Here is a 20,703-nt window from a genome sequence, read left to right as displayed (position 1 = left end):
GCTGACATCAATGTCTCTAGGAAGGTTGTTGGTGCGGTCGAGAAGACTCGAACTTCCACTCCGGTTAAGGAACAGCGACCTCAACGCTGCGCGTCTACCAATTCCGCCACGACCGCATCCGGGCAGTTCGCGCCTGATAGCCGAGCCGCAGGCAGATGAAAAGAGGCATTCTTGCCATGCATGGCGGAATTATCGTCATTGACGCGCGCCCCGCCCCACGCCACATCCCGCTGATGGTTGAGTGGATCATCAGCGACGGCCTGACGCCCTATGACGACGCCGTGGCCTTCATGGAGGCGCGGGTGGCCGCGATCCATTCCAGAACCGCAGACGAGGCGATCTGGCTGGTCGAGCATCCGCCGCTTTATAGCGCGGGGACCAGCGCACGGGCGCAGGACCTGCTGGACGCGCGCTTCCCGGTGCATCCGTCCGGTCGGGGCGGGCAGTACACCTATCACGGGCCGGGGCAGCGCGTCGCTTATGTGATGCTGGACCTGAACCGGCGCGGCCGCGACGTGCGCGCCTTCGTTGCCCGGCTCGAGGACTGGGTGATCGAGGCGCTGGCGCAATTCGGCATCACCGGCCAGATCAGCGAGGGCCGCGTGGGCGTCTGGGTGCCGCGCCCGGACAAGGCGCCCCTGCCAGACGGCACGCTGCGCGAGGACAAGATCGCCGCGATCGGCGTCAAGCTGCGCCGCTGGGTCAGCTTCCACGGCATCTCGGTCAATGTCGATCCGGACCTTGGGCATTATGGTGGCATCGTTCCCTGCGGGATCAGCGGCCATGGCGTCACGTCGCTGGTCGACCTGGGGCTGCCGGTCGCGATGGCCGATCTGGACGTGGCGCTGCGCCAGGCCTTCGGCACGGTCTTCGATCCGGCTTGATCAAATTTCGTCTTGCGACCTTTCGGTAGCTGGATTTCTTGCAGATCTTGCATGTAGGCTGGATCCGGAGACATAGCCCGTCCGGGTTGAGTGAGGAAAAAGACGCATGAAATCAGCCATCGTGGGCGCCCTCCTGGGCGCGACCCTAGCCATTCCCGCCACAGCCCAAGAGGCCGGAGACCCCGCCGCCGGGGAAAAAGAGTTCCGCAAGTGCCGGGCCTGCCACATGATCCAGGACGACAGCGGGACTGACATCGTCAAGGGCGGCGGCGTCGGCCCGAACCTGTGGAACATCATCGGCGCCCCCATCGCCCACATGGAGGGCTATAACTACGGCGACGGCATCCTGGCAGCCAAGGAGGCGAACCCCGACTTCGTCTGGACCGAGGAGGAACTGGCCGCCTATGTCACCGATCCCACTGCCTGGGTCGAAGAAAAAGCGGGCGACGATTCGGTGCGCAGCAAGATGACCTTCAAGCTGAACCGCGGTCAGGCCGATGTCGCGGCCTATCTGGCCAGCGTCTCGCCTGACGCACCTGCCGAATAATCGCGCTGCGGCGATGCGCCGCAGCCCTGATGGCAGCCGCCCCCGCCCGATGTGTTATTCTGGCGGGGGCATTTCATTCAAGACCACTGTGACGCATTGCCCGGTTCGCGCCCGTGGTCTAAACACCGCGTGATTACGCCGGTCTGCCAGGCCGGCTCGACGACATCTTGAGGGAGTTCGGGTATGGCAGACGCAGCCGCACACGGCCACGACGACCATCATGACCAACGCGGGTTCTTCACCCGCTGGTTCATGTCCACCAATCACAAAGACATCGGCATCCTGTACCTGTTCACGGCCGCCATCGCGGGCCTGATCTCGGTCAGCTTCACCGTCTACATGCGGCTGGAACTGCACGAGCCGGGCGTGCAGTACATGTGCCTTGAAGGCGCGCGGTTCATCGCCGACGCCACGGCGGAATGCACGCCGAACGGCCACCTTTGGAACGTGATGATCACGTATCACGGCGTGCTGATGATGTTCTTCGTGGTGATTCCCGCGTTGTTCGGCGGCTTCGGCAACTACTTCATGCCGCTGCAGATCGGCGCCCCGGACATGAGCTTCCCGCGCATGAACAACCTCAGCTACTGGCTCTATGTCGCGGGCCTGTGCCTGGGCGTGGCGTCGCTGCTGACGCCGGGCGGCTCGCAGCAGCTGGGCTCGGGCGTGGGCTGGGTGCTCTATCCGCCGCTGTCGACCAGCGAGGGCGGCTATTCGATGGATCTCGCGATCTTCGCCGTCCACGTCTCGGGTGCTTCGTCCATCGTCGGTGCGATCAACATCATCACCACCTTCCTGAACATGCGCGCCCCCGGCATGACGCTGTTCAAGGTGCCGCTGTTCGCGTGGTCGGTCTTCATCACCGCCTGGCTGATCCTGCTGGCCCTGCCGGTGCTGGCCGGCGCCATCACCATGCTGCTGATGGACCGCAACTTCGGCACCAACTTCTTCAATCCGGCCGGCGGCGGCGACCCGGTCCTCTACCAGCACATCCTGTGGTTCTTCGGCCACCCGGAAGTGTACATCATCATCCTTCCCGGCTTCGGCATCATCAGCCACGTCATCGCGACCTTCTCGAAGAAGCCGATCTTCGGCTATCTGCCGATGGTCCTCGCCATGGCCGCGATCGGCATCCTGGGCTTCGTCGTCTGGGCGCACCACATGTACACCGTCGGCATGTCGCTGACCCAGCAGAGCTACTTCATGCTGGCCACCATGACGATCGCGGTGCCCACGGGCATCAAGGTCTTCTCGTGGATCGCGACGATGTGGGGCGGCTCGGTCGAATTCAAGACGCCGATGCTCTGGGCCTTCGGCTTCCTGTTCCTGTTCACCGTGGGCGGCGTCACCGGCGTCGTCCTGTCCCAGGCCCCGCTGGACCGCGTCTATCACGACACCTACTATGTCGTGGCGCACTTCCACTACGTGATGTCGCTTGGTGCGGTCTTTGCGATCTTCGCCGGCATCTATTACTGGATCGGCAAGATGTCGGGCCGCCAGTATCCGGAATGGGCGGGCAAGCTGCACTTCTGGATGATGTTCATCGGCGCGAACCTGACCTTCTTCCCGCAGCACTTCCTGGGCCGTCAGGGCATGCCGCGCCGCTATATCGACTATCCGGTCGAGTTTGCGCAGTGGAACGCGATCAGTTCGTGGGGCGCCTACCTGTCCTTCGCGTCGTTCCTGTTCTTCTTCGGCGTGATGGCCTACACCCTCTTCGCCGGCAAGCGCGTGACCCAGAACAACTACTGGAACGAATACGCCGACACGTTGGAATGGACCCTGCCCTCGCCCCCGCCCGAACACACGTTCGAGCAGCTGCCCAAGCGCGAGGACTGGGACCGCACCCCGGCGCACTGAGGGCCATGCCTTACCGCTGGACAGAAACAACGGCCCCGGATGCATCCGGGGCCGTTTTGCAAAGGCTGACCCTGTGGCCACACCGGTCGCTGCCGCGCAAGGGCTTCGTCTGGTTCATTGGCACAACGGCCGGGCTGCTGCTGCTGCCGATCCTCGCGGTGCTGGGGACGCATGTCATGTGGGGCATCCTGCCCTTCATGCTGATTGTCATCGGCGGCGTCTGGATCGCCATCCAGCAGACCTACCGCACCGGCCAGACCCGAGAGGAATTGCTGCTGGACCGTGACAGGCTGCAGGTCAGGCGCAGCGATCCGGGGCGCCCGGTCAGGGAATGGCAGACGAACAGCTATTGGGTGCGTGCCAGCATCCGAACCGGCCCTGTCGAGGATTACCTGACCCTAACCGACGGGCAGCGAGAGATCGAGCTGGGCGCGTTCCTGACGCCCGAGGAACGTCGGGCGCTACGCGAGGAACTCACCCGCGCGATCGGCCGGGCACGATCCTGAGAATTCGTCAGAGGGATCAGGCTTAAGCCACGACAAAGGGCGGCAGGAGATCCTGCCGCCCTTCCTTCACGTTGACCGCGGTTCAGGCCAGCAGCCGCGCCTTCACGGCCGGTCCCACGGCGCCGAAATCCATCTGCCCCGCATGACGGTCCTTCAGCACCGCCATCACGCGACCCATATCGCGGATGCCCTCGGCGCCGATCTCGGCGATGGCCGCGTCGATGGCGGCACGGGTCTCTTCCTCGTTCATCTGGCGGGGCAGGAACTCCTGGATGATCCGGATTTCTTCCTCTTCCTTGGCCGCCAGTTCCAGGCGGCCGCCCTCTTCATAGGCCTTGGCCGATTCCTGGCGCTGCTTCACCATCCGCGACAAGATCAGCACGAGGTCGCCTTCGTTCAGCGTCTCGTCGCCTTCGCCGCCGCGCGCCGCGATCTCTCGGTCCTTGATGGCGGCGCCGATCAGGCGCAGCGTGGACAGCCGGGCGCTGTCCTTGGCCTTCATCGCCTCCTTTGTGGACGCCTGCAGCCTGGTGCGCAATTCCATAATCCCGTCTCCGTGACTGTGGGCGCAGGGTGCGCCGGGAAAGACTGCGATCTAGTCCCCCGGCACTGGCTTATCAAGCACCGGCGGGCGACGGCGGCGGGTTGACCTTGGGGCGCGCGCCCCCTATTCACCGGCTGATTTCAGACCAGAGGTGCCGAGATGGCCAAGAAACCGACCGCCTGCCTGGCGCTAGCCGACGGAACAGTCTTCTATGGCCAGGGGTTCGGCGCCCCGGGCGAGGTGGTGGCCGAACTGGTCTTCAACACGGCGATGACCGGCTATCAGGAGATCATGACCGATCCGTCCTATGCCAGCCAGATCGTGACCTTCACCTTCCCCCATATCGGCAACACCGGCGTCACGCCCGAGGATGACGAGGCGCAGGACCCCGTCGCCAGCGGCATCGTCGTGCGGTGGGATCCGACGGACCCGTCCAACTGGCGCGCCGCGTCCGAGCTGACCGAATGGATGTCGCGCCGCGGCCGCGTCGGCATTGGCGGCGTCGACACCCGCCGCCTGACGCGGGCGATCCGCCAGCAGGGCGCGCCCCACGTGGTCCTGGCCCACGATCCCGACGGAAATTTCGACATCGAGGCGATGGTCGCCCGCGCCCGCAGCTGGCAGGGCCTAGTCGGGCTGGACCTCGCCAAGGACGTCAGCTGCGCCCAGAGCTATCGTTGGGATCAAGGTGCCTGGGAATGGGGAAAGGGCTTCGGGTCATCGCCCGAGGACAAGCCATTCAAGGTGGTGGCGCTGGATTACGGCGCCAAGCGGAACATCCTGCGCTCTCTGGTGGCCTTCGGTGCGGATGTGACGGTGCTGCCGGCGACCGCTACCGCGGAAGAGGTTCTGGCGCATGAGCCCGAGGGGGTGTTCCTGTCGAACGGCCCTGGCGATCCGGCGGCGACCGGCGCTTATGCCGTCCCGATGATCCAGGGGCTGCTGGGGAAGGACTTGCCCATCTTCGGCATCTGCCTGGGCCACCAGATGCTGGCGCTGGCGCTTGGTGCAAAGACGGTCAAGATGGGCCACGGCCATCACGGCGCCAACCATCCGGTGCGCGACGTGGAGACGGGCAAGGTCGAGATCACCTCGATGAACCACGGTTTTGCCGTGGACACGCAATCGCTGCCGCAGGGCGTGATCGAAACGCATGTCAGCCTGTTCGACGGCAGCAATTGTGGGTTGCGGATGCAGGACCGGCCGGTCTTTTCGGTTCAGTACCACCCCGAGGCGGCGCCCGGTCCGCAGGACAGCCTCTACCTGTTCAAGCGTTTCGCGGATTCAATGCAGGCGCGCCGAGGCTGACCTCCCCCTTGGTGGGTCAACCTTAACGCCTTGTTAATCATATCCGTGGCAGGAATGGGCGATCCAGAAGGGAATCGTCCATGGCCCCGCCTGCCCCGCTGCCTCGGCCAGCGAACCTGCCCGACCCGCAGGTCGGTGGCGGCATCATCCTTCGCGGCCCGACGCTTGGCACCAAGGCGCCGCTTCCCCTTGGGCAGATCCTGCTCGAGGATGGGGCGCTGGACCCCAGCGACCTGCTGAAGGCAACGGTGATCGGGCAGCGGCGCGACCTGCCGCTGGCCAAAGGTCCTGCTGTCGCAGGGGATGGTGACGCCGGTCGCCCTGGCCAAGGGGCTTGCGCGACAGTGGCGGACGTCGGCGATCGACCCCGACGTGACGCCGGCAGATCCACGTCTGATCGATGCGGCAGGCGCAGGCTTCTGCCTGCGGCACGGCATCCTTCCCTGGCGGCGGATCGGCGGCGTCACCTGGATCGCCACCGCCCGCCCCGAGGATTTCGCAGATTGCTTGGCCCTGCTGCCGCCGGGCTTCGGCCATGTCCGCATGCTGCTCTGCAGCGGCGACCAGGCGGCCGCGGGCTTGCTGGCCCATCGCCGCACCCGCCTTGTCCGAGAGGCTGAAAGCCGCGTCGCCGCCCGCGAAAGCTGCCGCGCCGGGAACCAGCAGCGCAGCGCCGTGATCCTCGTCATGCTGGCCGCGGCCGTCATCCTGGGCTCGGCCGTGGCCCCCGCCGCGGTCGTCGGGGCGCTGACGGCATGGGCGGTGCTGACCCTGGTCACCCAGGCGATGCTGAAGCTGGCGTCGTTCATCGCGGCCTGGCGCATCGGCGACCCGGCCCGGATGACGCCTGAAGGTGAAGAGCCAGAGATACCATTGCCGACCATTTCCGTGATGGTGCCGCTGTTCAGGGAAAGCGACGTCGCGGGGCGGCTGGTCGCGCGCCTGTCGCGCCTGGCCTACCCAAGAGAACTAAGCGACATCCTGCTGGTGATCGAGGCCAGCGACAACGTGACCGAGGCCGCCCTGAGGGACGCCCGTCTGCCGCACTGGATCCGCGTGGTGCGTGTGCCGGAGGGGCCTATCAAGACCAAGCCACGGGCGCTGAACTATGCGCTGAACTTCTGCCGGGGCGACATCGTCGGGATCTGGGACGCCGAGGATCGCCCGGACCCCGACCAGTTGCACAAGGTCGCCCGGCGGTTCGCCGACGCCCCCGCGGATGTCGCCTGCCTGCAGGGTGTGCTGGACTACTACAACCCCCGGACGAACTGGCTGGCGCGCTGCTTCACGGTTGAATATGCCGCCTGGTTCAGGGTGCTGCTGCCGGGCGTGGCGCGGCTGGGGCTGGTCGTGCCGCTTGGCGGGACCACGCTGTTCTTTCGCCGCGACATCCTGGAACGCGTCGGTGCCTGGGACGCCTGGAGCGTGACCGAAGACGCCGATCTGGGTGTCCGCCTGGCCCGCCGCGGCTTCCGAACCGAGCTTCTGGCGACAACGACCGAGGAGGAGGCGAACTGCCGCGCGCTTCCCTGGATCAACCAGCGATCCCGCTGGCTCAAGGGATATGCGATGACCTGGGCGGTACACATGCGCGACCCGGTCGCGCTGCACCGCGACCTGGGCGCCTGGCGCTTCTGGGGTTTCCAGGTGCAGTTCCTGGGAACCCTGTCGCAATACCTGCTGGCCCCGGTACTGTGGAGCTTCTGGCTGCTGACGTTCGGCCTGCCCCATCCGCTCGGCGCGCCGCTGGACGATCTGGTCGGGCCCTGGGCCGCGCCGATGCTGTTCGTGCCGTTCGTCGGGGCCGAGGCGCTGAACATCCTGGTTGGCCTCTATGCCGTCAGGCGCAAGCGGCATCGGCATCTTCTGCCGTGGGTAGCGAGCCTGCATTTCTACTTTCCGCTCGGCTGCCTGGCTGGCTGGAAGGCGCTCTACGAGGTGGCCGCCAAGCCCTTCTACTGGAACAAGACCGCCCACGGCCTCTTCTCGGAAGCCGAAGTCACGCCCGAGCCGCCCGCGCTGCCCGAGGGGCTGGTGTCGATCCCGGTGCTGGGCCGGATCGGCGGCAGGAACCTGACCGAGGTGGCGGCCGACCTGCAGGAGGCCGCCGGACAGGCCAGCCCCGGAAGCTTGCGTCAGGAGGACGAGGTTTCTCGGCTGCTGGCCTCGGGCTGATCCTCGGCGGGAAGCATGGCCTCGATCATCGCCGCGGATTTCGCGACCTGCGACGCGACCATGTCCATCAGGGCCTCCGGTGACTCGGCGCCGGTCTCGCGCAGCAGGAATTCCTGTCCACCGAGCCCGATTTCCTCCATGTCCAGCGGGCGGTCAGTCAAGAGCCGCGCCGAGGCGTGAAGCCGCCAGAGGCTGCGCCAGATCGCGACCAGCCGGTCGGCCTGGGCGTCGGGCAGCAATTCCGCGCGGCGGCCCGCCCGCAGCTGGGCCGCGGTGGCCCGTGCGGGGGCCGCGGCGCGCAGGGCGCAGGCCTGGGCCAGCAGGTCGATGTCCTGCAGCCGGCCCGGCCCCTGCCTGGCATCCCACTGCCCGTCCGGCCCCTTTGCCGAAAACAGCCGCCTCCGCATCGCCGCAAGGTCCGGCATCACCCGCATGTCCTGCCCCCGCGCACCCAGAACCTTCATCCGCAGCGCCTCGATCCGGTCCGACAGCGCGGCCGCGTCGGGGCCGACATGCGCGACCGGCCTGGCGCGGGTCAGCGCCAGGTGTTCCCACGTCCACGCCTCTGACATCTGATAGGTCTCGAAGCTTTGGACCGATGTGGCGACCGGCCCCTGCCGGCCTGAAGGGCGCAGGCGCATGTCGACCTCGTAGAGCCGCCCCTCGGCTGTGGGCGCCGAGATGGCCGTGACCATTGCCTGCGTCAGCCGCGCGTAATAGGGCCGCGCCGACAGCGGGCGCGGCCCGTCAGAGGCCTCGGCGCCGTCGGCGTCATAGATGACGATCAGGTCCAGATCCGAGCCCGCGTTCAAGACCCGCGCCCCGAGGGACCCCATCCCCAAAACGACCGCACCACGACCCGGGGGCGGACCGTGGCGGGCCGCGAAATCCTCGGCCGTCACGGGACAGAGCGCAGCCAGGCAGGCGCCGGCAAGGTCGGCGTATTGGCTCCCCGCCTCCTCGGCGCCGATCAGTCCGCGCAGGTGATGAACGCCGATGCGGAACTGCCATTCATGCGCCCACCGCCGCGCCGCGTCCAACGCACGTTCGTACCCGCCGCCCGGCGCGTCCAGCGCCCGCTGCAGCACCGCCTGCAGATCCGACCTCAGCACCGCCTCTCCAGGCCAAGGCGCGAAAAAGCTGCCGCCCAGGACCGCGTCGAGGACGGCCGGGTGCTGCGCCAGATAGCCGGCAAGGCCCGGCGCGGTGCCGCAGATGTCGACGATCAGGTCGATCAGCTGCGGGTTGGCCTCGAACAGCGAAAACAGCTGCACACCGGCGGGCAGTCCTGACAGGAAGCTGTCGAAGCGCATGAGCGCCTCGGTCGGGTGGCCGGCACGGGACATGCGGTCCAGAAGCGGCGCCTCGATCCGGCGGAAGATCTGCTGCGCGCGGCTGGACCGCAGCGCGGGATAGCCCTGCCAACGCTGGATGATCGCCCGCGACTCCTCGGACAGGGGCGGGCGTTCGGCCGCGGGCTCGTCCGGGGCGAAGAAGCGTTCTGTCAGCGCGTGGACGCGGGCAAGGCGTTCCTTCAGCCGCGCCGACCAGGCGCCGGTGTCGTCCTCGCCCATCAGGGCGGCGACGGTCTCCAGCCCTTCGGCATCCTTGGGCAGGCTGTGGGTCTGGGCGTCGTTCACCATCTGGATGCGGTGCTCGATCTCGCGGTGCTCCCGGTAGTGGTCGGTCAGCTCCTGCGCGACATCGGGGGGGATCCAGCCCTTCGCGGCCAAGGCCGCCAGCCCGCCGACCGTGTCCCGAAGCCGCAGGTCGCGGTCGCGGCCGCCGGCGATCAGCTGCCGGGTCTGGGTGAAGAACTCGATCTCTCGGATGCCGCCCTGCCCCAGCTTCAGGTTGTGGCCCGGCACGTCCAGGCGTCCGCTCAGACCCTTGTGGTCGCGGATGCGCAGCCGCATGTCGTGGGCGTCCTGGATCGCGGCGAAATCGAGGTGCTTGCGCCAGACGAAGGGGCGCAGCTCGCGCAGGAAACGCTCGCCCGCGGCGATGTCTCCGGCGGCGGCACGGGCCTTGATGAAGGCCGCGCGTTCCCAGGTGCGACCCTCGGCCTCGTAATAGGCCAGCGCCGCGGCAGTCGAGATGCAGACCGGGGTGACGGCGGCATCCGGCCGCAGCCGCAGGTCGGTGCGGAACACATATCCATGCGCTGTGGCATCGGACAGGGTCGCGGCCATCCGCCGGGTGGCGCGGATCAGCGCCGCCCGCGCCTCGGCCTGAGCGTCCTCGGGGTAGGCAGTCTCATCGAAGAGCACGATCAGGTCGATGTCAGAGCTGTAGTTCAGTTCCCTGGCGCCGCCCTTGCCCATGGCTAGCGCGAAGATGCCCCCCGCATCGGCGTCGGTCGGGGGCAGCTTGCCGCGCCTGGCCTCGGTCGCGACATGAGCGCGCAGAGCCAGATCCACCGCACGGTCGGCCAGATCGGACAGCGCGCCGGTCACCTGTTCCAGTGACCAGACGCCACCCAGATCGGCCAGCGCCGCCTGCAGCGCCACGCGCCGCTTGGCCCGCCGCAGCGCAACCGACAGCGCATCCGCGTCCAGATCATCCAGACCGGCGGTTTCCCGCGCAACGACATCGTCATGATCCAGCGCCGGGATCAGCCACTCGGCCTCTTGCCGCACCAGTCCGGCCAGGAAGGGGCTGCTGCCCGCCGTGCCTGCAATCAGGTCTCGCAGCCGGTCCGAAATGCCGGGAAAAAGCCCCGCAACGTCGGCCGCGCGGGCGTGATCCATGGGACGCGGAAGGCGGGTGATGCGGGACACGAAGCTCATGGACGTCACCTTAGCCGCCGCCATGGCGCAGTCAACGCGCACAGCCGGGGGCCGAACAGCGGCCGCATGGCCGGTGTTTCCCGACTTGGCCTGTCAGGGAATCATTGCTAGGCTTGCGGCGATATCCCACCGATCGGCGAAACGGAATCCGCAGCGCGCGCATGACCAGGCCTTATCTGAACAGATGCCGCAGGGGGGCCGCCTGATGCGCCACACCCTGCCCCATGCGCCGCAATTCTATGTGACGGCGCCGCAGCCGTGCCCTTACCTGCACGGCCGGGCCGAACGCAAGCTGTTCACGGCACTTCAGGGCGACAATGCGTCGGACCTGAATAATGCGCTGTCGCGGCAGGGCTTCAGGCGGTCCCAGAACGTGCTGTACCGCCCTAGTTGCGAAAGCTGCGTGGCCTGCATGTCCGCGCGGATCCGGGTGGCCGACTTCAAGCCCTCGCGCACCCAACGTCGCATCCAGACGCGCAATGGCGCGATCCGCCGCCTGGCCACCAGTGCCTGGGCGACCGAGGAGCAGTTCGAGCTGTTCCGCCGCTATCTGGACAGCCGTCATGCGGATGGCGGCATGGCCGACATGGATATCTTCGAATTCGCTGCCATGGTCGAGGAGACGCCCGTCAAGACCCGCGTGATCGAGTATCGCTGCAAGGGCGACGACCTGTCTCAGATCAGGCCGGGCGACGATCATCTGGCTGGCGTCTGCCTGACCGACGTGCTGGATGACGGCCTCAGCCTGGTGTACAGCTTCTATGACCCGGTCCTGAGGCCCTCCAGCCTGGGCACCTATATCATCCTCGACCATATCGAGATCGCCCGCGCCGCAGGCCTTCCCTATGTGTACCTGGGCTATTGGGTGCCGGGCAGCCGCAAGATGGACTACAAGGCGCGGTTCGACGCGCTCGAGATCTACAAGGGTGGCGTCTGGCAGGACATCGGCGATCCGCGGGCACATTCGAACGAAGCGCATCCCCTGTCGGTCGATCCGATCGTCGAGCAGGTCGCCCGGATCGCCTTGCCGCAGTTCGACCGCTAGGGCGCGAAACAAAGTTTCAATTTCCTGCGCGCCTGCGTCACTTTATCCGCCGATCCCCATTGACCATGCCCGGTGGTGCAAATAGTTTGCGCCGACGCCGGGTCAGGTATCCGGCGCCTAATACATAGGATGGAGCAAGGCAATGTCCCGAACGATGACGGGTGCGAGGATGGTGGTCGAGGCACTGCGCGATCAGGGCGTCGATACCGTATTCGGCTATCCGGGCGGGGCGGTGCTACCCATTTATGACGAGATTTTCCAGCAGAACGACATCACCCATGTTCTTGTGCGCCACGAACAGGGTGCTGTCCACATGGCAGAAGGATATGCCCGCGCGACGGGCAAGCCGGGGGTCGTTCTGGTCACTTCGGGTCCCGGCGCCACGAATGCGGTCACCGGTCTAACCGACGCGCTGCTGGATTCAATCCCGCTGGTCGTGCTATCGGGCCAGGTGCCGACCTTCATGATCGGCACCGACGGTTTTCAGGAGGCCGATACGGTCGGCATCACCCGCCCCTGTACCAAGCACAACTGGCTGGTGAAGGACACGGATAAGCTGTCGGCCACGATCCACAAGGGGTTCCATGTGGCGACCTCGGGGCGGCCTGGGCCTGTGCTGATCGACATCCCGAAGGACGTGCAGTTCGCCACCGGCACCTATGTCGGGCCGAAGCAGGTCGACACCGGCAGCTATCAGCCGGCGAAGAAGGGCGACATCGCCGCGATCACCCGGCTGGTCGAGTTGATGGAACAGGCCGAGCGGCCGATCCTCTATACCGGCGGCGGGGTCATCAACTCGGGCCCCGGCGCCAGCCAGCTGCTGCGCGAACTGGCGGACGCGACGGGCTTTCCGGTGACCTCGACCCTGATGGGCCTAGGTGCGTATCCAGCATCCGGCAAGGCGTGGCTGGGCATGCTGGGCATGCACGGGACCTATGAGTCGAACCTGGCGATGCACGGCTGCGACCTGATGATCAATATCGGCGCGCGCTTCGATGACCGTATCACTGGACGGGTCGCGGATTTCAGCCCCGGATCGGTCAAGGCCCATATCGACATCGACGAAAGTTCGATCAACAAGGTCGTCCGGGTCGAGGTGCCGATCGTCGGTGATGTCGGCCATGTGCTGGAGGACCTGTTGAAGGTCTGGAAGTCGCGCGGGCGCAAGGTGAACAGCGGCGGGTTGCAGGCCTGGTGGGCCCAGATCGAGCAGTGGCGCGCGCGCAACTGCCTGGCCTTCCGTAACAGCGACACCATCATCAAGCCGCAGCACGCGCTGCAGCGGCTGGAGGCGCTGACCAAGGGGCTTGACCGATATATCACGACCGAGGTCGGACAGCACCAGATGTGGGCGGCCCAATACCTGGGCTTCGAAGGGCCGAACCGCTGGATGACCTCCGGCGGGCTGGGGACGATGGGCTATGGTCTGCCGGCGTCGATCGGCGTGCAGATGGCGCATCCCCATGCGCTCGTCGTCAATGTCGCGGGCGATGCCAGTTGGCTGATGAACATGCAGGAGATGGGGACCGCGGTGCAGTTCCGCCTGCCCGTCAAGCAGTTCATCCTGAACAACGAGCGTCTGGGCATGGTGCGCCAGTGGCAGCAGCTGCTGCATGGCGAACGCTACAGCCAGTCGTGGTCCGACAGCCTGCCCGACTTCGTCAAATTGGCCGAGGCTTTCGGCTGCGCCGGCGCGCAGGTGCGCGACCCCAAGGACCTGGATGCGGCGATCCAGCAGATGATCGACTATGATGGCCCGTTCATCCTGGATGTGCTGGTCGAAAAGCACGAGAACTGCTTCCCGATGATCCCGTCGGGCAAGCCGCATAACGAGATGCTTCTGGGCGAGGCCGAGACGCAGGGCGTGATCGAATCGGAAGGTGCGGTTCTGGTCTGAGACGGGCGGGGGCGCCGCCCCCGCACCCCCGGGGTATTTCTGCAAAGAAGAAGAGAGCAGAGTCATGAACGCACTGAACATTCAGAAGGGCATGTCGAGCCATTCGGCCTATGACCTGCGCGACCCCCATTCGCAGATCGAAGAGAGCCACACGCTGGCCGTGATGGTCGAGAACGAGCCCGGCGTCCTTGCGCGGGTCATCGGCCTGTTTTCCGGCCGCGGCTACAACATCGACAGCCTGACGGTGGCCGAGGTGGATCATACCGGCCACCGGTCGCGAATCACGGTGGTGACGCGCGGCACACCGTCGGTCATCGAGCAGATCAAGGCGCAGCTGGGCCGGATCGTTGTCGTTCACGAGGTGCATGACCTGACTGTCGAGGGACCCGCGGTCGAACGCGAGCTGGGGCTGTTCAAGGTGCGTGGCCATGGCGACAAGCGCGTCGAGGCTCTGAGGATCGCCGAGATCTTCCGCGCCAATGTGGTCGATTCGACGCTGGAGAGCTTTGTCTTCGAGCTGGTGGGCCCGCCCTCCAAGCTTGAGGCCTTCGCGGACCTGATGCGGCCTCTGGGGCTGACCGATCTGGCGCGGACGGGTGTCGCGGCACTGTCCCGCGGAATCTGATCAAGCTTGGCGCCGCCCTTTCACGGGGCGGCTTCAGCGCGCGATGCCGGACCTGACCAGATCGTAGCCCGGCCCCGATATGGGCTGCGCTGGCAGGTTTGCTCCGGAATCCGGAAGATCTTGGGTGGATACCAGCCGCAATCTGGGTTGCCGGGACGCAGTATCCGACTGCGCCAGCGCCTGCGGAATCTGCGGGCAGCAGCGTTCAGAGATCAACGAGACGTGCAATGCGTGGCGCAGGTTGCCTATCGTCTGCGTCTCAAGTTCGACCAGATCACCGGGCTGAGGCCATTGCGGCATGTCGACAAGGTTGTCAGGACCTTGCAGATAGGCCAGCGTCGCCTGATCCTCGCACCAGATGATCGCCTTCTCACGCGATTCGTTGCTCCAAACGACAACGCCGATCATGGGCGCCCCTTTACAAGTTGGACGCCATTGCGTCGTGTGATGGCTCTGATTTGTCTGCCCGAACTCGGCCCGACTAAAGCAGAAATCCGCCGATAAGCCAGCATTATTCTGCGTAACTCGAAGTTTTTTGCATCTCGAGGTTGCTGCGTGGCGTCGATGGCACAACCTTGTTGGCCTGACGACACACCTGCGCCGAGAGTTCGACAATCGTGGTCAGGTCGGTGCCAAGCGTCAGGCTTTGGCGGGCATGATCCAGCATATCCTGGCTGAGATTGGCAGCGGCTTCGCTGAAGACCTGCGGCGCAAGCTGAACCAGGGCCAGAAGGCAGCCCTGCAGCGTGCGCTGAACCTCGACCATGGCGGCACCGTCACGCGCCAGCGGCAGAAGGTTGTCTTCCAGTAGCTGTCCGACGGTCAGGCCCGGGACGTAGATGCGGGGGAACTGCACCTCAGGTCCGGCCTCGTCGGACCAGCGCGACAGGATCCTGAGGATGCAGATCGCCACCGCCTGCGCGGTGCCGGGATCGTTGACGGCAGGCGACAGCGCCCGCTGCCCGATCTCGGACAGGACCGACAGCCCAAAGCGCGGGTCCTGATCAAAGCTGCGGGTCCGGCGCAGCGTGACACAGGCGATCAGGCGGTCACGCACCTGCGGGTCCGGGGGGATCTGCGAGACGTGGAACAGCGGAGAGGCCAGATGCACCAGATCGCCAGGCTGTGCGGCGACATATACAAGGATGCCTGCCTCCTCAGCCAAGTCCGACAGGGCCTGCATATCGCAATTCTGCACATACCCGACCTGTGGCGACATGATCGGCACGCTATCAGCCGGAGGTGGCCCCCGCAGGGGATTGCCGCCCAGCCAAGGCGAGGCCAGCCGCGCCGCCAACGCATCGTCAGCCGCCTGCTCGACTCGGCTCAGGTTGTCGCCGACCAGCCCCAGCTCGCCCAGCCGGTTGATCCAGCGCAGCAGAGACACGACGACGATCAGGATCACCAGCAGCGTGACAGCGAACAGCACCACCCGCCCGCCATCTCCGTAAAGCTCGGTCTGCAGCATGATCAGCCCGACGAGGCTGAAGACGAAGGCACCAATGAAGGTCGCCAGCACCGTCTGGCTGACGCCGTCGCTGACCAGAAGCTGCACCGCGCGCGGTGTCGACCCGGAACTTGCGGTGGCATAGGCGGCTGTCAGGATCGACAGCGAAAACGTCGTCACCGTCAGCATGGACGAGGCGATGATCTGCAGGATCGGCATGATTGCGTCCGCACCGACGATCCCGGCCCAAGTGTCGGGAATGAACGGACGCAGCGCGAAGGCCGCGAGGGCCGTCGCCAGCCCCAGGACCGCGAACGAGGTGACGCGCACCCACAGCTTCTGCAGCAGTTCGCGGATCAGAAACCGCAGCCGGCCGATCGTCGGCTGGTTCGCCACGGATCAGCGCACCCTGCCGGCCTGCACGTCGTCCACTGCCCTGCGCACCTGGGCCAGGCGCTGCGCCCGCGACGGGTGGGTGCCCAGGATGTGGTTGCCGGGGTCGGGGATCCGCTGGAACAGCCGGGACCCGTTGATCGGGTCATACCCCGCGTTCAGCGTGATGATCGAGCCGAGGTAGTCCGCCTCAAGCTCCCACTCCTTGGAATAATAGCGTGACCCGACCGAGGCGCCGATCTGCTGCGCGCGCTCGACCGCGGCGGCGTCGCCGCCATAGGCGGTGGCAAGGCTGCCCAAGACGACCGCGGCGGCCGTCGATGCGCCCGACTTGCGGTCCAGGTGGTTCAGGACGTGGTGCGCGGCCTCGTGACCGACGACAAAGGCGATCTCGTCGGGATTGACGGTCTGGGCGATCAGCGACAGCGTGAAGCCCACCACTGGCCGGCCGCTGCGGTCGATGGTCTGGAAGGCGTTCGGTTCCAGCCCCGGACGGTCATCGACTACGAAGACGAAGTCGCAGCGGATCGGGCGGGTGCGGCGGTTCAGACATTCCTGCTGGACGGCCGGCTCCATGCGCCGCATCACCTGAACGAAGCTGCGCGCCGCGCCGTCCGGTGTCGCGGCATGGGGGGCGGACGGCGACGGCAGCGTCGGGACCGGGACCGGGATCGGCTGAGGCAGCGGTTGCGGCCCCGCGACAGGCATCGGCGCACAGGCCGAAAGCGCCAGTGCCGTCGCCACAATCGCTGCCCGCCACTGCCGCCAGATCTGCTTGCCCATAAGTTCCGCCTTCATTCCGCCGGGTGCCGCCCCGGCATCCGTTTTGCGCAGTTTAGCTGGCATGTCTACGGCGTAAAGCCCGACTGCTTGCCGCCGCGCAAAGATCACGCGAATGTCGCATCTGCAGAAGGAGAATCGGATGTTCACCATCGAGCATGACTTCGACGCGACCGTGATCACCCTGATCGACGAGGCCGATCCCGGAACGCGGCCGCTGAACGAGGACGTCGTCATCCTCGGCTTCGACGACCGCGTCGTGCTGGAGCAGATGAGCCCAGACGGCGACGAGGTTGTTCGCGTGACGCTGTCGATGCACCAGTTGACCGAATTGCGGCTGGCCCTGAACCTGCCCGAGGGCAATTATCGGATCGACAAGAAGCCCTAGTCCAGCCGCACCAGCTTGTCGCGGGCCGTATCGCCACGGATCACCCTCAGCCGCGACGGCGCGACGCCCAGGGCGCCCGCCAGCAGCTTCAGGACGGCGCGGTTGGCCCGGCCGTCCTCGGGCACGGCGGTGACATGGACCCGCAGCACGTCGCCCTGCAACTGGACCGCATTGCGCCGGGCGCGCGGGGTCACGCGCAAGGTCAGGACGGCGCCGGGCCGGGCCAGATGGGTCAGATCGCTCATGGCACCTTCCTCGCGCAGTGCCGCCCGGCGGGCAAGTCTTGCGACAGGCCGGGCCATCTGAAACACAGGCCCGACCACAAAGGAGATCCGCATGGATTATCGCAACGACGACGCGCTGCGCTTCCTTGCCACCCGCCGCTCTCATCCGCCGAAGCTGATGACCGGCCCGGCCCCCGACCACGAGGACCTGACAAGGCTTCTGACTCTTGCCGCACGCGTGCCCGACCATGGCAAGCTGGAACCCTGGCGCTTCATCGTCTTGGGACGGCAGACGCTGGACGCGTTGGCACCCTCGCTCCACAAGGCGGTGCTGGCGAGCGGTCAGGATCAGGCGGCGGCCGAAAAGGCGGCATCTGCCTTCGCCTCGCCGGTGATCGTCGCGGTGGTACATTCGCCGGTCGTGAGCCCGAAGGTGCCCGAATGGGAACAGGTGCTGTCCGCGGGCGCGGTGTGCCTGGGCCTTGTGAACGCAGCGCTCGCCGCGGGCTGGGGCGCGGCCTGGCTGACGGGTTTTGCCGCACTGGACCCTGATTTCGGACGGTCATATCTTGGCCTCCTAAGGCAGGAACGCGTCGCCGGCCTGATCCATATCGGCACCCGCGGCGCCACGCCGCCAGAGCGCCCGCGCCCCGACATCGATACCAAGACCGAGTGGCGGCCATGATGCCCGTCCGCGCCTTGGCGCGGGGCTGGGCCGACCTGCTGCGCCCCTCGATCCTGCGGCTGGCGCTGCTGGGGATCGCGCTGACGATTGGGTTGTTCGTGGCCCTGCAGGCGTTGATCTTCTGGGCGATCCGGATCTGGCTGCCCGGCGGCCTGACCCTGCCTTGGCTGGGCCAAGTCGAATTTGGCGCCGTGCTGTCCTGGGGGTCGCTGGCCCTGTTCCCGGTCATGGGCATCTTCCTGATGGCCCCCGTGGCCGCCGGCTTCGCAGGCCTGTTCGCCGAAAACGTCGCCGACGCGGTCGAGCGGCTGCACTATCCCCACCGCCGCGGGCGGTCGCTGGACTTCCTGGACGGCCTGCTGGAATCGCTGGCCGTGGTCGCGGCGGTTCTGGGGGTGACCGTGCTGTCGCTGGTGCTGACACCATTCTTGGGGCCGCTGGCGCCGGTCCTGTTCTATGGCGCGAACGGCTGGCTGCTGGGACGAGAGTTCTTCCAGATGGCCGCCCGCCGGCATCTGGCCGAGGCTCCGGCACATGCGCTGCGTCGCGCCAACACGGCGCGGGTGACGCTGACCGGCGTCCTCGTGGCCATCGGGCTGACGATCCCGCTGGTCAACATCGCGCTGCCGCTGCTGGCTGCCGCGGCATTCACGCACCTGTTCCAGATGGTCAGCGGATCAGCTGGTCCAGCTGCGAGATATCCGCGCGCGTGATCGTCCCGCTGAGGATCACGAAGGCGATCACCGCCCAAATGGCCGAGGTGATCGCCGTCGTCCACAGCAGCTTGCGCCGCCACGGCACGCCGGACGGCGCCCCGGCATGGGTGCCAGGGACGATGCTGCCGGCGTCAGCCTGGCTGCTCTGCCCGATGGGCATGACGCAGAACAGCGTCAGAAACCACAGCGAGGCGAAAAGGACGATGCCGCCGGTCAGGTTCATCAGACTTGCTCCAATTCGATCAGGCAGCCGTTGAAGTCCTTGGGGTGCAGGAACAGCACCGGCTTGCCGTGGGCGCCGATCCTGGGTTCGCCCGTGCCCAGCACGCGCGCCCCTTCGGCCTTCAGCCTGTCACGGGCGGCGATGATGTCATCGACCTCGAAGCACATGTGGTGCATGCCGCCCGAGGGGTTCTTGTCCAGAAAACCGCGGATCGGGCTGTCGTCGCCCAAGGGATACAGAAGCTCGACCTTGGTATTCGGCAGTTCGATGAAGACGACCGTGACGCCGTGGTTGGGTTCGTCCTGCGGCGCGCCGACAGTGGCGCCCAGGGTATTGGCATATTGCGCCGCGGCCGCCTTGAGGTCGGGAACGGCGATGGCGACATGGTTCAGGCGACCGATCATCAGATCCTCCGTGTTCGTGCGTCTATCTAATGACTTTGGCGCGGCCGGAAAAGGAAAACAGGCCTGATTAACCGCTTCTTAGCGATTCGGCGATCTAATGGTCTCGAAGACTAGGACAGGAACCAAGACATGTTGACCGAAACGCAAACCGAACCGGTCAAGCCCTTGCCGCAATGGCGTTTGTCGTTGCCGCAGCGGCCGCTGACCGGCCTGACGGTGCTGGTGATCGAGGATTCGCGCTTTGCCAGCGAGGCCGTCCGCCTGCTGTGCCTGAAGTCCGGTGCGCGGATTCGCCGCGCGGACTGCCTGCGCTCGGCGGCACGCCACCTGCGGACCTATCGCCCGGCCGTCGTCATTGTTGACCTGGGCCTGCCCGACGGCGACGGCGCCGGGCTGATCGCCCAGATGCACGCCGCCGAACCGCGCGTGCCGGTCATCCTGGGGATGTCAGGCGATCCCGACGGGGTTGCGGCCGCCCTCGCTGCCGGCGCTGACGGGTTCCTCGCCAAGCCGGTCGAGAGTCTGGCCCTGTTCCAGCAGACGATCCTCTCTGCGCTGCCGATCGAGCCGAGGGCGCTGCGCGCCCTACCCGACGACGTCATCCAGCCCGACACGTCTGGGCTGCGGGACGACCTTATCCACGTCGCCGAGGTTCTCTCGACGGCACAGGACACCGCCGCGATCGACTATATCGCACGCTTCCTGGCCGGCGTGGCCCGCACGGCCCACGACCCTGCGCTCGAGGCGGCGGCCACGGCGCTGGCGCGCGACCATGTGGCGGGGCATGCCCTCGCCACGGATCTGGCGCGCATCAGCGGCATGGTTCACGACCGGCTGTCCCGCGTGGCCGAGATGTAACTCTGTCCTAGGGCTGTCGAGCTGTCGGCGCGTCCTCCCTCGACGAATGAGGAGACGCGCCACGGGTCCCGGTTCGTCGCAGCGCCATGAACACATCCCCACCCGAACCGGAGCGAGACGGGCTGCCCTCGATCCAAAGGCGGCTCATATCAAAACACTTTTTCAGGGCCTTCTGGGCACCCTGTGGGGAGCCTGATCGTATGACGGGGCTCAAGCCTTGACCGAGGAAGCCGGTGACGGACATTTTAGCAGAGGCCCGCCCAGGCACCCTCATTTGTTCCTAACTGTCACATCCCGCGTGATTATACGGCCGCTTCTTGAAGATGTCCGGCCTTTGCCTTTGCCAGTCCTTGAGCGCGTTGATGGGCGTTTGCCCCTTCAACACTGATTGGGGGAGTTGGCCGT

The 20,703-nt window shown here is 66.5% G+C and carries 21 protein-coding genes and 1 tRNA gene; 13 read left to right on the top strand and 9 right to left on the bottom strand.

The annotated features are described in order from the left end of the window. Window positions 1-29: 29 nt before the first annotated feature. Window positions 30-116: transfer RNA gene (locus tag OC184_RS14445), tRNA-Leu, on the bottom strand. Between the two features lie 117 nt (window positions 117-233). On the opposite strand from OC184_RS14445, the gene lipB reads away from it, so the two are divergent. The 4 genes from lipB (at window position 234) to OC184_RS14425 (ending at window position 3,797) form a co-directional block, all read left to right on the top strand. Further along, window positions 234-884, top strand: coding sequence for a lipoyl(octanoyl) transferase LipB (gene lipB, locus OC184_RS14440; protein ID WP_265507899.1), 651 nt, complete (start codon window positions 234-236; stop codon window positions 882-884). Between the two features lie 106 nt (window positions 885-990). After that, window positions 991-1,431: a c-type cytochrome gene (locus tag OC184_RS14435; protein WP_265507890.1), complete on the top strand. Its 441-nt coding sequence runs from the start codon at window positions 991-993 to the stop codon at window positions 1,429-1,431. A gap of 183 nt (window positions 1,432-1,614) precedes the next feature. Continuing rightward, complete coding sequence (gene ctaD, locus OC184_RS14430) at window positions 1,615-3,291, top strand: cytochrome c oxidase subunit I (protein ID WP_265507889.1); 1,677 nt, start codon at window positions 1,615-1,617, stop codon at window positions 3,289-3,291. Window positions 3,292-3,347: 56 nt separating this feature from the next. Continuing rightward, entirely contained in the window at window positions 3,348-3,797 is a 450-nt protein-coding gene (locus tag OC184_RS14425) for a DUF2244 domain-containing protein (RefSeq protein WP_378926718.1), read from the top strand. Between the two features lie 82 nt (window positions 3,798-3,879). Here OC184_RS14425 and OC184_RS14420 read toward each other — a convergent pair whose 3' ends face one another. Next, window positions 3,880-4,341: a GatB/YqeY domain-containing protein gene (locus OC184_RS14420; protein ID WP_265507887.1), complete on the bottom strand. Its 462-nt coding sequence runs from the start codon at window positions 4,339-4,341 to the stop codon at window positions 3,880-3,882. Between the two features lie 159 nt (window positions 4,342-4,500). Here OC184_RS14420 and carA point away from each other — a divergent pair, with 159 nt between their 5' ends. Continuing rightward, window positions 4,501-5,649 (top strand): glutamine-hydrolyzing carbamoyl-phosphate synthase small subunit, encoded by a 1,149-nt coding sequence (gene carA, locus OC184_RS14415; RefSeq protein WP_265507886.1) that lies wholly within the window; start codon window positions 4,501-4,503, stop codon window positions 5,647-5,649. A 303-nt stretch (window positions 5,650-5,952) separates the two neighbouring features. Beyond that, window positions 5,953-7,824 carry a glycosyltransferase gene (locus OC184_RS14410; protein WP_265507885.1) on the top strand — a complete coding sequence of 624 codons (1,872 nt, stop codon included), beginning with the start codon at window positions 5,953-5,955 and terminating at the stop codon, window positions 7,822-7,824. On the opposite strand, the gene OC184_RS14405 is transcribed toward OC184_RS14410, so the two are convergent. Next, a complete protein-coding gene (locus tag OC184_RS14405; RefSeq protein WP_265507884.1) occupies window positions 7,785-10,613 on the bottom strand; it encodes a [protein-PII] uridylyltransferase family protein in 2,829 nt (942 codons plus the stop codon). The genes OC184_RS14410 and OC184_RS14405 overlap by 40 nt on opposite strands. 205 nt (window positions 10,614-10,818) lie before the next feature. Between OC184_RS14405 and OC184_RS14400 the strand changes: the two genes are divergently transcribed. The 3 genes from OC184_RS14400 to ilvN all read left to right on the top strand — a co-directional run bounded on the left by OC184_RS14400 (window position 10,819) and on the right by ilvN (window position 14,180). Continuing rightward, entirely contained in the window at window positions 10,819-11,658 is an 840-nt protein-coding gene (locus OC184_RS14400; RefSeq protein WP_265507883.1) for an arginyltransferase, read from the top strand. Window positions 11,659-11,800: 142 nt separating this feature from the next. Next, window positions 11,801-13,555, top strand: a complete 1,755-nt coding sequence (locus OC184_RS14395) for an acetolactate synthase 3 large subunit (RefSeq protein ID WP_265507882.1) — start codon at window positions 11,801-11,803, stop codon at window positions 13,553-13,555. A gap of 64 nt (window positions 13,556-13,619) precedes the next feature. Next, the gene (gene ilvN, locus OC184_RS14390; protein ID WP_265507881.1) at window positions 13,620-14,180 is read left to right on the top strand and encodes an acetolactate synthase small subunit; all 561 of its coding nucleotides are present in this window, start codon (window positions 13,620-13,622) and stop codon (window positions 14,178-14,180) included. Between the two features lie 33 nt (window positions 14,181-14,213). On the opposite strand, the gene OC184_RS14385 is transcribed toward ilvN, so the two are convergent. The 3 genes from OC184_RS14385 to OC184_RS14375 all read right to left on the bottom strand — a co-directional run bounded on the left by OC184_RS14385 (window position 14,214) and on the right by OC184_RS14375 (window position 16,803). Continuing rightward, on the bottom strand, window positions 14,214-14,588 hold the full coding sequence (locus OC184_RS14385; RefSeq protein WP_265507880.1) for a hypothetical protein: 375 nt from the start codon (window positions 14,586-14,588) through the stop codon (window positions 14,214-14,216). Window positions 14,589-14,691: 103 nt separating this feature from the next. After that, on the bottom strand, window positions 14,692-16,023 hold the full coding sequence (locus OC184_RS14380) for a DUF2254 domain-containing protein (RefSeq protein WP_265507879.1): 1,332 nt from the start codon (window positions 16,021-16,023) through the stop codon (window positions 14,692-14,694). Window positions 16,024-16,026: 3 nt separating this feature from the next. Then, entirely contained in the window at window positions 16,027-16,803 is a 777-nt protein-coding gene (locus OC184_RS14375) for a M48 family metalloprotease (RefSeq protein WP_265507878.1), read from the bottom strand. Window positions 16,804-16,942: 139 nt separating this feature from the next. Between OC184_RS14375 and OC184_RS14370 the strand changes: the two genes are divergently transcribed. Next, the gene (locus OC184_RS14370) at window positions 16,943-17,188 is read left to right on the top strand and encodes a hypothetical protein (protein WP_265507877.1); all 246 of its coding nucleotides are present in this window, start codon (window positions 16,943-16,945) and stop codon (window positions 17,186-17,188) included. Here the strand turns inward: OC184_RS14370 and OC184_RS14365 are convergent. Then, window positions 17,185-17,433 (bottom strand): DUF167 domain-containing protein, encoded by a 249-nt coding sequence (locus tag OC184_RS14365; protein ID WP_265507876.1) that lies wholly within the window; start codon window positions 17,431-17,433, stop codon window positions 17,185-17,187. The genes OC184_RS14370 and OC184_RS14365 overlap by 4 nt on opposite strands. Before the next feature lie 91 nt (window positions 17,434-17,524). Between OC184_RS14365 and OC184_RS14360 the strand changes: the two genes are divergently transcribed. Both OC184_RS14360 and OC184_RS14355 read left to right on the top strand, forming a co-directional pair. Beyond that, the gene (locus OC184_RS14360; RefSeq protein WP_265507875.1) at window positions 17,525-18,097 is read left to right on the top strand and encodes a nitroreductase family protein; all 573 of its coding nucleotides are present in this window, start codon (window positions 17,525-17,527) and stop codon (window positions 18,095-18,097) included. Next, window positions 18,094-18,810 (top strand): EI24 domain-containing protein, encoded by a 717-nt coding sequence (locus OC184_RS14355; RefSeq protein ID WP_265507874.1) that lies wholly within the window; start codon window positions 18,094-18,096, stop codon window positions 18,808-18,810. The genes OC184_RS14360 and OC184_RS14355 overlap by 4 nt, the downstream gene beginning before the upstream one ends. On the opposite strand, the gene OC184_RS14350 is transcribed toward OC184_RS14355, so the two are convergent. After that, window positions 18,767-19,036 carry a DUF1467 family protein gene (locus tag OC184_RS14350; protein WP_265507873.1) on the bottom strand — a complete coding sequence of 90 codons (270 nt, stop codon included), beginning with the start codon at window positions 19,034-19,036 and terminating at the stop codon, window positions 18,767-18,769. The genes OC184_RS14355 and OC184_RS14350 overlap by 44 nt on opposite strands. Then, the gene (gene mce, locus OC184_RS14345) at window positions 19,036-19,440 is read right to left on the bottom strand and encodes a methylmalonyl-CoA epimerase (protein ID WP_265507872.1); all 405 of its coding nucleotides are present in this window, start codon (window positions 19,438-19,440) and stop codon (window positions 19,036-19,038) included. Before mce ends, OC184_RS14350 begins: the two co-directional genes overlap by 1 nt. Window positions 19,441-19,569: 129 nt before the next feature. Between mce and OC184_RS14340 the strand changes: the two genes are divergently transcribed. After that, the gene (locus OC184_RS14340; RefSeq protein ID WP_265507871.1) at window positions 19,570-20,298 is read left to right on the top strand and encodes a response regulator; all 729 of its coding nucleotides are present in this window, start codon (window positions 19,570-19,572) and stop codon (window positions 20,296-20,298) included. Window positions 20,299-20,703: the final 405 nt, after the last annotated feature.

This window comes from Paracoccus rhizosphaerae, assembly GCF_026162645.1.
Lineage (GTDB): Bacteria > Pseudomonadota > Alphaproteobacteria > Rhodobacterales > Rhodobacteraceae > Paracoccus > Paracoccus rhizosphaerae.
Note: the sequence above shows the minus strand (reverse complement) of the source record. Positions and strands in the feature narration are given on the sequence as shown.

Coding starts and splice junctions, on each gene's coding strand:
- lipB (WP_265507899.1), top strand. CDS start 234: ATGGTTGAGTGGATCATCAGCGACGGCCTGACGCCCTATGACGACGCC.
- OC184_RS14435 (WP_265507890.1), top strand. CDS start 991: ATGAAATCAGCCATCGTGGGCGCCCTCCTGGGCGCGACCCTAGCCATT.
- ctaD (WP_265507889.1), top strand. CDS start 1,615: ATGGCAGACGCAGCCGCACACGGCCACGACGACCATCATGACCAACGC.
- OC184_RS14420 (WP_265507887.1), bottom strand. CDS start 4,341: ATGGAATTGCGCACCAGGCTGCAGGCGTCCACAAAGGAGGCGATGAAG.
- carA (WP_265507886.1), top strand. CDS start 4,501: ATGGCCAAGAAACCGACCGCCTGCCTGGCGCTAGCCGACGGAACAGTC.
- OC184_RS14410 (WP_265507885.1), top strand. CDS start 5,953: ATGGTGACGCCGGTCGCCCTGGCCAAGGGGCTTGCGCGACAGTGGCGG.
- OC184_RS14405 (WP_265507884.1), bottom strand. CDS start 10,613: ATGAGCTTCGTGTCCCGCATCACCCGCCTTCCGCGTCCCATGGATCAC.
- OC184_RS14400 (WP_265507883.1), top strand. CDS start 10,819: ATGCGCCACACCCTGCCCCATGCGCCGCAATTCTATGTGACGGCGCCG.
- OC184_RS14395 (WP_265507882.1), top strand. CDS start 11,801: ATGTCCCGAACGATGACGGGTGCGAGGATGGTGGTCGAGGCACTGCGC.
- ilvN (WP_265507881.1), top strand. CDS start 13,620: ATGAACGCACTGAACATTCAGAAGGGCATGTCGAGCCATTCGGCCTAT.
- OC184_RS14385 (WP_265507880.1), bottom strand. CDS start 14,588: ATGATCGGCGTTGTCGTTTGGAGCAACGAATCGCGTGAGAAGGCGATC.
- OC184_RS14375 (WP_265507878.1), bottom strand. CDS start 16,803: ATGGGCAAGCAGATCTGGCGGCAGTGGCGGGCAGCGATTGTGGCGACG.
- OC184_RS14370 (WP_265507877.1), top strand. CDS start 16,943: ATGTTCACCATCGAGCATGACTTCGACGCGACCGTGATCACCCTGATC.
- OC184_RS14365 (WP_265507876.1), bottom strand. CDS start 17,433: ATGAGCGATCTGACCCATCTGGCCCGGCCCGGCGCCGTCCTGACCTTG.
- OC184_RS14360 (WP_265507875.1), top strand. CDS start 17,525: ATGGATTATCGCAACGACGACGCGCTGCGCTTCCTTGCCACCCGCCGC.
- OC184_RS14355 (WP_265507874.1), top strand. CDS start 18,094: ATGATGCCCGTCCGCGCCTTGGCGCGGGGCTGGGCCGACCTGCTGCGC.
- OC184_RS14350 (WP_265507873.1), bottom strand. CDS start 19,036: ATGAACCTGACCGGCGGCATCGTCCTTTTCGCCTCGCTGTGGTTTCTG.
- mce (WP_265507872.1), bottom strand. CDS start 19,440: ATGATCGGTCGCCTGAACCATGTCGCCATCGCCGTTCCCGACCTCAAG.
- OC184_RS14340 (WP_265507871.1), top strand. CDS start 19,570: ATGTTGACCGAAACGCAAACCGAACCGGTCAAGCCCTTGCCGCAATGG.